Origin of the sequence: Prochlorococcus marinus XMU1408 (assembly GCF_003208055.1) — a bacterium.
GTDB classification, from domain to species: Bacteria; Cyanobacteriota; Cyanobacteriia; order PCC-6307; family Cyanobiaceae; genus Prochlorococcus_B; species Prochlorococcus_B marinus_A.
Genome location: NZ_QJUE01000006.1, coordinates 1 through 12,439 on the forward strand (window position 1 = coordinate 1; position 12,439 = coordinate 12,439).

Annotated in this window: 14 protein-coding genes and 1 tRNA gene; 5 read left to right on the plus strand and 10 right to left on the minus strand. The window is 35.0% G+C overall.

The genetic code is table 11. From position 1 onward, the window contains the following. The 4 genes from DNJ73_RS08440 to DNJ73_RS08455 all read left to right on the plus strand — a co-directional run. Positions 1-2,008, plus strand: a 2,008-nt coding sequence (locus DNJ73_RS08440) for a tetratricopeptide repeat protein (RefSeq protein WP_158467277.1), incomplete at its 5' end; no start/stop codon positions are given. Positions 2,009-2,429: 421 nt separating this feature from the next. Then, a complete protein-coding gene (locus DNJ73_RS08445; RefSeq protein WP_187152639.1) occupies positions 2,430-2,660 on the plus strand; it encodes a hypothetical protein in 231 nt (76 codons plus the stop codon). Positions 2,661-2,742: 82 nt separating this feature from the next. Continuing rightward, on the plus strand, positions 2,743-4,527 hold the full coding sequence (locus tag DNJ73_RS10090; RefSeq protein ID WP_187152640.1) for a sulfotransferase family protein: 1,785 nt from the start codon (positions 2,743-2,745) through the stop codon (positions 4,525-4,527). A 164-nt stretch (positions 4,528-4,691) separates the two neighbouring features. Continuing rightward, positions 4,692-4,901: a hypothetical protein gene (locus DNJ73_RS08455; RefSeq protein ID WP_158467279.1), complete on the plus strand. Its 210-nt coding sequence runs from the start codon at positions 4,692-4,694 to the stop codon at positions 4,899-4,901. A gap of 405 nt (positions 4,902-5,306) precedes the next feature. Here the strand turns inward: DNJ73_RS08455 and DNJ73_RS08460 are convergent. Together DNJ73_RS08460 and alr are read right to left on the minus strand one after the other, a co-directional pair. Next, positions 5,307-5,395, minus strand: a tRNA-Ser gene (locus DNJ73_RS08460). A 60-nt stretch (positions 5,396-5,455) separates the two neighbouring features. After that, positions 5,456-6,655 (minus strand): alanine racemase, encoded by a 1,200-nt coding sequence (gene alr / locus DNJ73_RS08465; RefSeq protein ID WP_158467280.1) that lies wholly within the window; start codon positions 6,653-6,655, stop codon positions 5,456-5,458. 82 nt (positions 6,656-6,737) lie between these two features. Between alr and DNJ73_RS08470 the strand changes: the two genes are divergently transcribed. Then, complete coding sequence (locus DNJ73_RS08470) at positions 6,738-7,244, plus strand: HNH endonuclease (protein ID WP_158467281.1); 507 nt, start codon at positions 6,738-6,740, stop codon at positions 7,242-7,244. 6 nt (positions 7,245-7,250) lie between these two features. On the opposite strand, the gene prfA is transcribed toward DNJ73_RS08470, so the two are convergent. The 8 genes from prfA to rpsK form a co-directional block, all read right to left on the minus strand. Next, on the minus strand, positions 7,251-8,348 hold the full coding sequence (gene prfA, locus DNJ73_RS08475; protein ID WP_158467282.1) for a peptide chain release factor 1: 1,098 nt from the start codon (positions 8,346-8,348) through the stop codon (positions 7,251-7,253). A 36-nt stretch (positions 8,349-8,384) separates the two neighbouring features. Beyond that, positions 8,385-8,645, minus strand: coding sequence for a 50S ribosomal protein L31 (gene rpmE, locus DNJ73_RS08480; protein ID WP_158467283.1), 261 nt, complete (start codon positions 8,643-8,645; stop codon positions 8,385-8,387). 35 nt (positions 8,646-8,680) lie between these two features. Further along, entirely contained in the window at positions 8,681-9,088 is a 408-nt protein-coding gene (gene rpsI, locus DNJ73_RS08485; RefSeq protein WP_158467284.1) for a 30S ribosomal protein S9, read from the minus strand. After that, positions 9,081-9,536 (minus strand): 50S ribosomal protein L13, encoded by a 456-nt coding sequence (rplM, locus tag DNJ73_RS08490; protein ID WP_158467285.1) that lies wholly within the window; start codon positions 9,534-9,536, stop codon positions 9,081-9,083. The genes rpsI and rplM overlap by 8 nt, the downstream gene beginning before the upstream one ends. A 188-nt stretch (positions 9,537-9,724) precedes the next feature. Then, positions 9,725-10,567 (minus strand): tRNA pseudouridine(38-40) synthase TruA, encoded by an 843-nt coding sequence (truA, locus tag DNJ73_RS08495; protein WP_158467286.1) that lies wholly within the window; start codon positions 10,565-10,567, stop codon positions 9,725-9,727. Between the two features lie 70 nt (positions 10,568-10,637). Further along, the gene (rplQ, locus tag DNJ73_RS08500; protein ID WP_158467287.1) at positions 10,638-10,988 is read right to left on the minus strand and encodes a 50S ribosomal protein L17; all 351 of its coding nucleotides are present in this window, start codon (positions 10,986-10,988) and stop codon (positions 10,638-10,640) included. Positions 10,989-11,027: 39 nt separating this feature from the next. Then, positions 11,028-11,966: a DNA-directed RNA polymerase subunit alpha gene (locus DNJ73_RS08505; RefSeq protein ID WP_158467288.1), complete on the minus strand. Its 939-nt coding sequence runs from the start codon at positions 11,964-11,966 to the stop codon at positions 11,028-11,030. Positions 11,967-12,016: 50 nt separating this feature from the next. Beyond that, a complete protein-coding gene (gene rpsK, locus DNJ73_RS08510; protein WP_158467289.1) occupies positions 12,017-12,409 on the minus strand; it encodes a 30S ribosomal protein S11 in 393 nt (130 codons plus the stop codon). Positions 12,410-12,439 lie beyond the last annotated feature (30 nt).

Sequence of the window (12,439 nt, forward strand, 5' to 3'; positions counted from 1 at the left end):
TTATAATCTAGGAAATATATTGAGAGCTCTTGGTAAATTACAAGAAGCAGAAGAATCCATCAGAAAAGCAATTGAACTTAAGCCTGATTTCGTAGAAGCACATTCAAATCTAGGACTTGTTTTAAAAAATCTTGGCAACTTAAGCGATGCAGAATTATCACTTCGCAAAGCAATTGAACTTAAACCTGATTTCGCCAATGCTTATTCCAATCTAGGAACAATCTTGAAAGATCTTGGCAACTTACATGAGGCTGAATTATCACTTCGCAAAGCAATCGCACTTAAACCTGATTTCGCCAATGCTTATTCCAATCTGGGAACAATCTTAAAAAACCTTGGCAATTTAAAGGAAGCTGAATTATTTCAGCGCAAAGCAATTGAACTTAAACCTGATTTTGCAAGTGCTTATTTAAACTTAGGAAATACATTACGAGATCTTGGTAATTTAAAAGAAGCTGAATTATTTCAGCGCAAAGCAATTGAACTTAAACCTGATTTCGTCAATGCTTTTTTAAACTTAGGAAATACATTACGAGATCTTGGCAATTTAAAAGAAGCTCAATTATCACTTAGTAAAGCATTTAAACTTCAGCCTGAAAGTGCTATTACTAATCACAATATGGGAATGATATTTAATGATCTTGGTAAATACCACACAGCTATAAAATTTTTTAAAAAGAGTATAGAGTTAGATAATGATTCAGTATTTCCCAAATGGGGCTTAATTACATCAAAAGGATATATATGCGATTGGAGTAACCATGAGAATCAAAATAAATGGTTGGAAAAGCTAGGAATTGAGGGTTCACCTGTAATACCATTAAGCTTATTTTATTATGAAGATAATCCATTAAAACAATTAAAAAGAGCTCAGAATTTATATAAGAAAAAATATCAAAAAGAAACTAAATCTATAGGACATTTTAAAAATAAAAAAATTCATATTGGATATTTCTCAGCTGACTTCAGAGCTCATCCCATGATGTATCTAATGAGCTCTATGTTCAAATTACATGATAAATCTAAATTCAAAGTATACCTATACTCATTTGTGAATAAGGAAGATGAGTATACTAAAATAGCAAAGGAATCTGGATGTATTTATAGAGATATAAAAGAATTAAATGATCTTGAGGCTGTTGAATTAGCAAGAAGTGATAGATTAGATATAGCTATTGATCGTATGGGTTATGTTAGTGGAAATAGAATGAATATATTTTCTTATAGAGTAGCACCTATACAAATTCATTATATGGCATATGCTGGAACACTTGGAGCTGATAGTATCGACTATCTTATAGCAGATAATATAATAATTCCAAAAGAATATGAAAAATATTATTCTGAAAAAATAATAAGGATGCCAAATACTTATCAATGTAATGATAATAAAAAAGAAATATGTAAGGAGCCTATTACTCGTAAGGAATTCAATCTTCCTGAAGAAGCATTTGTATTTACTTGCTTTTGTGCTAATAAAAAGATCACTCCACAAGAATTCGATATTTGGATGAAATTACTTAGATCAATTAATGGGAGTGTTCTTTGGTTATATAAATCAAATGATTATTCAGAAAAGAACTTGATTTACGAAGCAGAAAAAAGAAAAGTAGATCCAGATAGATTAATTTTTGCCAATAAATTACCATTAAAAAAACATCTAGCAAGACATGCTCTTGGAGATTTAGCACTAGATACTTTTAATTATAATGGTCATACAACTACCTCAGATGCTTTATGGGCAGGATTACCAGTTTTAACAAAGATAGGGGAAAGTTTTTCTGCAAGAGTCTCTGCAAGTTTGCTAAACTCAATAGGACTTTCTGAACTTATTACTTCTAGTAAACAAGAATACGAAAAGAAAGCTTTAAAGATCGCTAGTAATCCTAACGAACTTATAAGATTAAAAACGAAATTAGCCCAATCAAGAGAGACGTCACCACTTTATAATTCAGAATTATTCACTAGAGATCTAGAGAGTAAATTCAAGGATTTGTTAAATAAATAAGTGTAAAAATGATATTAAATTAATATATTTATTTTTCTAGTAAAAGTAATAATTTTTTATAAAACAAATAATAAACTTATGTAATTGCAATATTAACTATATAAAATCAAAAAAGTCATTATCAATGATAAGAATTATATTTCGAAGTTCATATTCCAAAAAAGTTCTACCAACAATATTCGAGTCAAATAACATGAACAAATATTGTCCTCATTCCATATTCTTTAAGTCTATTAGTAATTTTTAGCGATTTCGAACTCGTCTGAACTAATTAAAGGAGGGAGAGTCTTCTCTGACACTGCAATTATTCCTGTTATTGGTTTATGTGCCTTTATGAGCTCTCATATCAACCTATGATGACCAATAAGAACGGAGAGGGAGTCCGTTAGTGGCGAACCATAAAGAACGGCAGCGGAAGGGAATGAGAGCGTTAAAACTTCTTTTATTGGAATTGTGTATCAGAGAAGCGAAGTGGATAGGGAAGCATCCCAACTCATTAAAACTTCAGAGAGTTCCAATAGAAGAGTTTGAACAAACCTTTGATTATGGATTAAAAGATATAACCAAATTTGACGACTTCAATCAAGTAGTTGATTGGCAAAATAGTTCATTTTATCAAGCAATTAATCAATCATCTAGCGTTATTAGTTAAGTATTGATAATCTCAGAAAGAGGTTCAAATGGCACTTATAGTTAGTAGTAGAATTACTTCATACAAAAGTTCTTAGAAGATAATGGAATCTAGTGATAAAGATCAAGGGAAAAAGAATACACCTCAAGTCCAAACATTTTCAATTCCATTTCCTTTAAGAGAAAATCAAGAAAACATCACTATTAATACAAATACTCCTACGCAACCTTCTAAAGAACAAATAATTAATCAAGCATTTAAGTTTCATTCACAAGGAAACATTTCAGAAGCAGCAAAATATTATCAATATTTCATAAATCAAGGTTTCAAAGATCACAGGATTTTTTCTAATTATGGAACAATTTTACAAGGTCTTGGCAAATCACAAGACGCAGAATTGTCATTTCGTAAAGCAATTGAAATTAATCCTGATTACGCAGAGGCTTATTCCAATTTGGGAGTCTTATTGAATGATCTAGGCGAATTACAAGACGCAGAATTACATACTCTCAAAGCGATTGAAATTAAACCTGATTACGCAGAGGCTCATTCCAATCTGGGAAACATATTAAAAGAACTTGGAAAATTACAAGAAGCAGAATTACATACTCTCAAAGCGATTGAAATTAAACCTGATTACGCAGAGGCTCATTACAATCTAGGAATCATATTGAGAGCTCTTGGCAAGCTACAACAAGCAGAAATTTCATATCGCAAAGCAATTGAAATTAAACCTGATTACACAGAGGCTCATTCCAATCTGGGAAACATATTGAAAGAACTTGGAAAATTACAAGAAGCAGAATTGTCATTGCGCAAAGCAATAGAACTTAATCCTAATCTAGGAAACGCTTACTATCATCTATCACTTCTTAATTCCTTATGTGACAACAAAAGTTGGCAGGACAGACTTTTCTCTGAAAGCATCTTAAAGAATCAAAAGGAAAAAGACCTAGTTGATATTTACTTTGCCAGGGCGAATATTCTAGAAGAAAATTATAATTTCCCTCAAGCCTCTCATTTTCTAAAGAAAGCAAATAATTTGAATAGAAATATATATGGCTCAAATTATTCAGATATCAGGCAAAAAATAGAGAGTTGCTATCATAAAGTTTGGGAAGAAAAAAAAATAGATTTAAATCAAATAAATAATCTTCCTATTCCAATTTTTATAGTTGGATTACCACGATCTGGTAAAACAATTACCGAAACAATACTTGCCTGTAATAATAAATTAATAAAATGTGGAGAGGATTACACACTTCCAAAGGCTATAAAAATATATCACGAGGAAAAAGAAAATTTACTTGATTCAAATTTATCCAAGCTCTACTTCGAAAATATAGAAGCAGATATTTCCGGGAAATCATTTATTTCTACAACATTGCCAATGAATTTCATCAACATTGGATTAATTACTAGTCAAATTCCTACAGCAAGGATTATTTATTGTTACAGAAATCCTTTGGATAACATTAAAGAGACCTATAAAAAGAATATGGGAAATAAAAATACATACTCTTGTTCTATAGTTGAATCAGCAAATCTTTATATAGAAGTATACTTTTTAATGAAAGAATATCAGAAAAGGTATAATTCTATAATATATTTTCTAAATTACGATGATCTAGTCACAAATACTGGAGAAGAAATAAAACATCTTATTGATTGGCTTGGTTGGGAAAACAATAATAAATATTTAGAGCCTAATCTAGATCCGAAGACAATAAAAATAACAGGAAAAATTGATCAACAAAGAATAAATGAAAATGAAATATCCAGCTGGAAAAACTATAGAGATCTTTTAAAGCCCGCAATTCAAATATTTAATAGTAATACAAAATTTAGAAATCTATTTAAGCAATATGTAGAGGAAATGAATCAATAAATGATAGTTTTTTAATCAATACTATGTCCTAGAAGATAATAAGCAAATAACCTTACAAAACTGAGAAAAGTTTGAAGAAAAACATCCCAACACTTTCGCGGGAATGTATCAGTTCTGGGTTTGAAAAAGCGAATAAATAATTATTCTAAAAATAAGAAAATCAAATGAGAACACAAGGTATTTACATAAATGTTTCACGCAGAAATGATGATTTACCAGAAATGATTGAGGAGTATTCAGAAAAGTTCAACCTATCCAAAGCGGATACGGTTGCTGAGATTCTTAGAGCGTATCCAAAACTTATTGCTTACAAGCAGAAGGTAATGGAAGAAGAAAGCAGATCATTTGGGAGGATGTTTTCTAATGCCGTATGAGAAGAACAAAACCTCCTACCAAGATGAGGAGTTGTTTGAGAGAGAGCAAAGAGAAGAGTTAGTGAATACATAGAACAGAGAATCCTATTTCTCATTTGGAGTAGAGAGCACCCACCGTTACGGGTGCTCTTTTTTTATGCCTTCTTTTAAGGAGAGGGAGGAGAAAAGAAACCCCCACATCCTCAAAAAAGTTTCCCCCCACGCAGCACCCGAAAAAGAAAGATATACCTGAGATCTCCCTTCCCTTCAGTAATTTCCATTCCCCCCACATTTCCCCCCACACAGAACTCGGAATCTGTGGCACACTACGAACAGGTGCGAACTCTTTATTCTTCTAATCCCTTACTGCTACTGAGTTATTTCTGTTTTCTGAACTTATACGAACTTACCTGAACCAATAAAGAACGGAGAGGGAGGGATTCGAACCCTCGACAGAAGTTACCTCCTGTAACTCCTTAGCAGGGAGCCGCTTTCAACCACTCAGCCACCTCTCCATAATTAATACATTATCAAGTCAAAGCTCAAAAAATATATATTGTGATCCTCTTCGGATGTTAAGTGATTACTCTAGGGAGTCGATTTCTAAAACTGCAAAGAACTTCCCAAGGAATTGATCCAGATAAATCACTCCAATACTGAGGAGAAATAAAGTTTTCACCATCAGTTCCAAGAAGTGTTAAAACTTGGCCAACTCTGATATCTGGTTTGTCAGTTATGTCAAAAACCATTTGATCCATAGCAATAGAACCAACTTGAGGTACTAAAACACCATCTATGGATGCAGATATCTTGCCAGAAAGAGCTCTACTCACTCCATCTGCATATCCAATAGAAACTACAGCAAGCTTGCTTTCCCTTTTAGTTTTAAATAAATGTCCATAGCCCACTCCTGTTCCCTCTTGCACTTCCCTAATTAATGTTACTCTGGCCTTAACTTTTAAGGCTGGCTGAAGATTCAAAATAGACTCAAAATTATTAATCGGTAGATAACCATACAAACTTAGTCCAACTCGAACCATGTCAAAATGGAGTTGTTTATTGGAAAGTGTTCCTGCAGAATTTGCCAAGTGTCTACAAAGGGAATTGCTCCTCACACCTATATCTTTCAATACCTTTTCAAATCTGTTTAATTGAATCTGAGTAAAACTGATAAAAGACTGATTCAAATTATCTTCATCAGCAATCGCAAGATGACTATAAATTCCTTGCAATGAAATACTGTCTAAGCAATCAATTTTAGAAACCAAATCTTCTACTTCATTGCAATTACATCCAAGTCTTGTCATTCCTGTATCTACCTTTAAGTGAATAACGAATTTTTTATACTTATGTTTAGCGATGTTGTTACAGATTATTGCCTCACGAATACCACTAATCGTAGGAATCAGATCCCAGTAAAAAGAGGAATACAATTCTTCTGAATTTATTAGATTTCCAAGAATCAATATCTGGCATGTCAAACCAGCATTTCTTAATTGAATTCCCTCTTCTAAAGTTGCTACACCAAGGGTATCAGCACCTCCATTTAAAGCAGCCTTTGCGACAGTCTCTGCTCCATGGCCATAACCATCAGCTTTGACAACTGCCATTAGTAAGCAATCTTTGCCAATATAGTTTTTCAAGACTCTTGCATTATTTTCAATTGCTTTAGAATCAACTTCAACCCATGCACGACTACAAGGGTCAGGTTTAATTACACTTTTAGATGTCTCATCAAAAGTGACTAACTTTTCACTCTTACGGATGTTGGACATTATTTAGATGCAATCAATGTAATAAGGGAAACTGCAACAAGGCTGTAATACCACTAGCATGCCGCTTAAATAGCTTGCTTGCATGGGTCAAGTTCTTGTTTTGAATGCGTCCTATGAACCATTGAACATCACTTCATGGCGTCGCGCGACTGTCTTAATGCTTAAAGGTAAGGCTGAAAGTCTTGAAGAAGATCCTGCTCACAATATTCGACAAGATGTAAAAGCCCCTACTGTAATAAGATTAAGACAATTTATTAGAGTTCCATATCGTGATATCCCTTTAAGTAGAAAAAATATATTTCAAAGAGATCATAACTGCTGTCAATATTGTGGCCAAAAAAATAAAAAACTTTCAATTGATCATGTCCTACCCCGCAGTAGAGGAGGAGCAGACAATTGGGAAAATGTTATTACTGCCTGTCTTCAATGTAACGTAATTAAAGGTAATAGGACACCTGAAGAGGCAAAAATGCCATTAATAACAAAACCTTACAAACCTTTGAATAATATGAGTTTTGAGACGACAAGACAAATTCACTCCGGACGCCACAAGGAATGGGGTAAATATGTAATTGGATGGGTAGCTTAGTTCCTTTTACTCTACAGATTGATTACTAAGTTCTTCCATTTGTCTTTTTTGTTCTTCTGCAATACATGCTTCAATAACATCTTCCAGTTGACCAGATAAAACTTGTTCTAACGGAAAATTAATTCCCAATCTATGATCAGTGGTTCGGTTATCTTTGTAGTTATAAGTTCGTATTTTTTCACTTCTGTCACCTGTCCCCACCTGAGACAATCGCGCAGATCTTTCTTTTGCATTTGCCTCAGCTATTTCTAATTCTAATAATTTAGCTCTTAAAATCTCCATTGCTCTCTCTCTATTTTGTAATTGAGAACGTTCCTGTGTACAAAAAACTCTAATGCCAGATGGCTTATGAAATAAATCAATTGCTGTCTCAACTTTATTAACATTTTGTCCACCAGCACCACCTGACCTGGCCGTACTAATTTCTAAATCAGTGGCTTCTATTTTTACCTCAACTGGATCAGCTTCAGGCATTACAGCAACAGTTGCCGTGGAAGTATGTATTCGTCCTTGAGATTCAGTTGAGGGGACTCTTTGGACTCTATGAACACCTGCTTCAAACTTCAATTGGCTATAAACAGAATCACCTTTCACAGAAATAATCATTTCACGAAAGCCGCCTACGTCAGCTTCGGTTGAGCTTATGGGTTTTACATTCCACCCTAATTTTTGCCCATATCTCTCATACATTCTTGCTAAATCTCCAGCCCACAAACAAGCTTCGCTCCCTCCAGCTCCAGCTCTTATCTCAAGCATCACACTTCTTTCGTCTCTTGGATCTTTAGGCAAAAGAGCTAAAGTCAATTTTTGAATTAATTGATTTTTTGTAAGTTCGAGGGTTTGAAGTTCTTCTTTAGCTAAAAGTTCCATTTCTTTATCGTCTCTACTATTTTTTACTAAATCTTTAGCTTCAGTACATTCTTTTTCTATATTTTGGAGTTTCAAATAATCATTAACTAAAGGCTCAAGTTTTGATCTTTCCCTAGCAATTTTCTCTAATTGCTTTGGATCTGACGCAACATCTGGATCTGCTAGTTGCATCTCCAAATTTTGAAAACTACTTTTAGCTGTTTCTAAACGTTTTATTAGGGTTGAAGAATCCATTCTTTTTTTTCCCTAAGTCTTTTTAAATCAGCTCTATCAACTTTCTTTTGTCTTTTTTGTTGAATTATCGTTATCTTTACTTGATTCAGATGAAGCCATACCATATTTCCTCATAAATCTGTCAACCCTGCCTTCAGTATCAAGTATCTTTTGAGTCCCTGTAAAGAAAGGATGATTTCCACTCCAAACATCAACCTGGATTTCCGGTTGTGTAGAACCCGTTGTCATTACAACTTCACCATTACAAATTACTTTTGCATCTGGATACCAAGTTGGATGTATGTCTGATTTAGGCATTTTAAAAAAAGAATAAGGTTAAGGTAAAAGTAAAGTTATCTCTTGGAAAATTGTGGGGCTTTACGAGCTTTCTTAAGACCATATTTACGCCTCTCTTTTGCTCTAGGGTCTCGACTTAGGTGACCCTCAACTTTAAGGGGCTTTCTATTATCAAGAGATAGTTCACACAAAGCTCTTGCAGCCCCTTGCTTTATCGCATCAGACTGACCAGTTAAACCTCCACCATATACATTTACTAAGACATCATATGATTCACTTAAGCCTAAAGTTTTTAAAGGAGCTTTAACTGCAGATATATAGGCTGGATTAAAATTTAGATAATGATCACCAGGTCTCCCATTTATAACTATTTCACCTTTGCCAGGAGTTAATCTCACTCTGGCTACAGATGTCTTACGTCTACCAGTTCCCCAGTAAACTACTTTGTTAGTGGAACTAGTCATTGTAAACAGAGTTAGAATTTAGATTAAGAACTTTAGGTTCTTGCGCTGAATGAGGGTGATCAGAACCTTTATAAACTTTTAGTTTATTAAATAATTGTCTGCCTAATCTCGTATGAGGCAGCATTCCTTTGATTGCCTTCTCTACTATTCTTTCAGGAATTCTAGATTGAAGTGCCTTAAAGGTTTCAACTTTCATTCCTCCAGGACGTCCAGAGTGTCTTCGATAAAGTTTTTGATCAGATTTTTTACCGGTAACTTTGATCTTTTCTGCATTTACGACAATAACAAAATCACCTGTATCTAAATGAGGGGTGAAATTTGGCTTTGTCTTACCCCTAAGGACACTAGCAACTTCAGTTGCTAGTCGACCAAGAGTCTGATTCTCTGCATCCACCAGAAACCACTGGCGATCTATTGAATCCGATGATGGAACGGATGTCTTGTTCATTTTTCCTGGACGCCTTTAACACTGAATAAACATTATCGTGTTGATAATGCTGTTTTAGGAAGTTATCAAGTCAAATAATTGATCTGATTCTTCAGAAGTTTAATTCTACACTTTCATGGCTGAAAACTGGCCTTTTTTACTCATAAAATTTTAATTACTGATTTAATGAAATTCCAAATATGCAATCATCAATCTTTTGTATTTTTTAATTCTTGAAAAGAATCTACAATTGGCAGAGAAAATCTAGGGAAAGTATCAAAACTTTTTTCTTTTGAAAAGATTTTCTCTTCATAACCAACTCTTATCAAACAAAGGCCATGAGGTGGAGCAGCTTCCCTAACCTCAGAACGCAAACCATTTCTCCATCTATTTTTAAATTCTCTAAGAGTCAATCGGTTTTCTCCTAAAGCAACTAATTGACCCATTAAAAGTCTGACCATTCCATACAAAAAACCACTCGCCTGGATCTCAACCGTAACAATATCGCCATCTCGACAAATTGAAACTTCTTGAACCGTAGTCAATGAATTACTTCTATTACTTCCCGCTTTTTGAAAAGCAGCAAAATCATGAAAACCCACTAAGTCATTCAATGCATTTTTCATTAAATCAACATCTAATCGAACTTTATACTTGTGCCAACTGATATTTTGAAGAAAAAGATTTGGATGGCAGCCATTAAAGATTGAATATCTATATCTTCTATTCTTGGCCGAATAACAAGCATGCCAATCTTTTGACACACTAGCTGCCTCAAGTACTCTAACTGTTGCTGGGAGCCTCCCATTAAGTGCTGATGGCCATTTATTAATAGGAATAGGCCCAGAAGAATCAAAATGAACAACTTGTCCAGAAGCATGTACACCTGAATCAGTTCTGCCTGCTGCTATTACCTTTACTGGTCTATTCGGATCAAGCTCTGCAATTTTTTCTTCTAAAGTTCCTTGGACTGTAATTAAATTGCTTTGATTTTGCCAACCACTAAAACCTGAACCATTATATTGAATAACAAGTGCAATTCTATTAGTCAAATTAACCTAAAAATTTAAATTAACGAAAAATCTGAACGTATTAAATTAAGTAATGATAGTAATAAATAATTTATACAAGCTCAACGATCGCCATTTCAGAATTATCTCCACGTCTTGGAGTGGTTCTTACGATTCTCGTATATCCACCTTGACGATCACCATATCTTTCTTGAGCTTTTTCAAAAAGTGCGTGAACCAGCTGTTTATCGTATACATACCCAATAGCTCTTCTTCTAGAAGATAGACTTCCATCCTTAGCTAAGGTAATCATTCTCTCGGTTTCATCCCTTAAAGCTTTGGCTCTAGCTTTGGTTGTTGTGACTCTACCTTCACGAATTAATTGAGTAGTTAATCCTCTTAGAAGAGCCTTCCTTTGGTCAGCGGGACGACTCAGTTGTGGAATTCGACGTTGATGACGCATTGGATTAGCTTTGAAATGAAGTAAGAAAAAAACCGAACATCATGCAGAGGTTCTACTTTGTGGAATAGAAATTCCTATTCTCTCGAGAGCTTCAATGACTTCATCAGCAGATTTAGAACCGAAGTTCTTAATTTCCAATAAATCCTCATAACTGAAGCCCATCAAGTCTGAAACAGAGTTCACTTGGGCTCGTTTTAGGCAATTGTAAGCTCTTACTGATAAGTTTAACTCCTCAAGGGGAATTTGGGCCTCTGCAGCAGGCTCTGGCTCTTCAGGTATCTCTTCTACCATTGAAACAGTGGCAAGAGGTTGGAAAAGCTCAATTAATTGATTTGCAGCTTCAGCTAATGCATCATCAGGAGAGGTAGATCCATCAGTTACTAGCTCCATTTTCAATCTTTCTCTTGTTGAACCACCCTCCGCTACTGCAGTTTCATCAATAGTAAAATTGACCCTAGTTATGGGCATAAATACAGCATCTATTTGAAGTAAATCAATCGCACTTGTCTCTTCGTTTCTTCTATCAACCGGTCTATATCCTATGCCTCTTTCAACATGCAATTCTAATTCTAGATTATGCCCCTCATGAACAGTTGCTATTGGACGATCCCCATCGACAACGTCAACTTGAGATGAAAACTGAATATCCTTCGCTTTAACTTCAGCAGGACCAGTAACAACAAGTCTTCCAATCTCAAGATCTTGGCTGCGACTATCAACCGAAAGTTGTTTGCAATTTAGAAGAATATCTAAAACGTCCTCTCTTACGCCTGGGATTGTTGCATATTCATGATTAATACCAGCAATCCTTACAGCAGTAACTGCGCTGCCTTCTAGCCCCCCCATTAAAACTCTGCGTAGGGAATTACCCAAAGTTGTTGCTTGACCTCTCTCAAGAGGGCCAATTAGGAAGACGCCTGTTTGGGAACGATCATTAGAAACTTGATGGTCGATCCTGTCGATCTGGTATTGCAACACGGTCTAATGTGATGTGGAAAGAAAAGAAAGTTTCACTTAAGTGAATAGATTTAAACGCGTCTGCGTTTAGGTCTCCTACAACCATTATGAGGCAGAGGAGTTACATCTCTGATTAAAGTAATTTCAAGACCAGCTACTTGCAACGCACGTATTGCGGTTTCACGACCAGAGCCAGGTCCTCTTACAAGAACCTCTATTTGACGCATTCCTTGTTCTAAGGCTCTTCGAGCTGCAACTTCAGCAGCGGTTTGGGCAGCGAAAGGAGTACCTTTTCGAGCTCCCTTAAAGCCGCTTGCTCCTGCGGATGACCATGAAATCACTTCACCCGAAGTGTCAGTGATTGAGACAATGGTGTTATTGAAGGTACTTTGAATATGCACAACTCCATTTGGAACGTTGCGCTTTGACTTCTTAGAACCGGTTTTCTTTGAGGTTGTAGCCATTAGGCTGTGCCTTATTTAAATAGATTTAAA

Coding starts and splice junctions, on each gene's coding strand:
- DNJ73_RS10090 (WP_187152640.1), top strand. CDS start 2,743: ATGGAATCTAGTGATAAAGATCAAGGGAAAAAGAATACACCTCAAGTC.
- DNJ73_RS08455 (WP_158467279.1), top strand. CDS start 4,692: ATGAGAACACAAGGTATTTACATAAATGTTTCACGCAGAAATGATGAT.
- rpmE (WP_158467283.1), bottom strand. CDS start 8,645: ATGCCTAAATCAGACATACATCCAACTTGGTATCCAGATGCAAAAGTA.
- prfA (WP_158467282.1), bottom strand. CDS start 8,348: ATGGATTCTTCAACCCTAATAAAACGTTTAGAAACAGCTAAAAGTAGT.
- alr (WP_158467280.1), bottom strand. CDS start 6,655: ATGTCCAACATCCGTAAGAGTGAAAAGTTAGTCACTTTTGATGAGACA.
- rplQ (WP_158467287.1), bottom strand. CDS start 10,988: ATGCGTCATCAACGTCGAATTCCACAACTGAGTCGTCCCGCTGACCAA.
- rpsI (WP_158467284.1), bottom strand. CDS start 9,088: ATGACTAGTTCCACTAACAAAGTAGTTTACTGGGGAACTGGTAGACGT.
- rpsK (WP_158467289.1), bottom strand. CDS start 12,409: ATGGCTACAACCTCAAAGAAAACCGGTTCTAAGAAGTCAAAGCGCAAC.
- DNJ73_RS08470 (WP_158467281.1), top strand. CDS start 6,738: ATGGGTCAAGTTCTTGTTTTGAATGCGTCCTATGAACCATTGAACATC.
- DNJ73_RS08445 (WP_187152639.1), top strand. CDS start 2,430: ATGAGAGCGTTAAAACTTCTTTTATTGGAATTGTGTATCAGAGAAGCG.
- rplM (WP_158467285.1), bottom strand. CDS start 9,536: ATGAACAAGACATCCGTTCCATCATCGGATTCAATAGATCGCCAGTGG.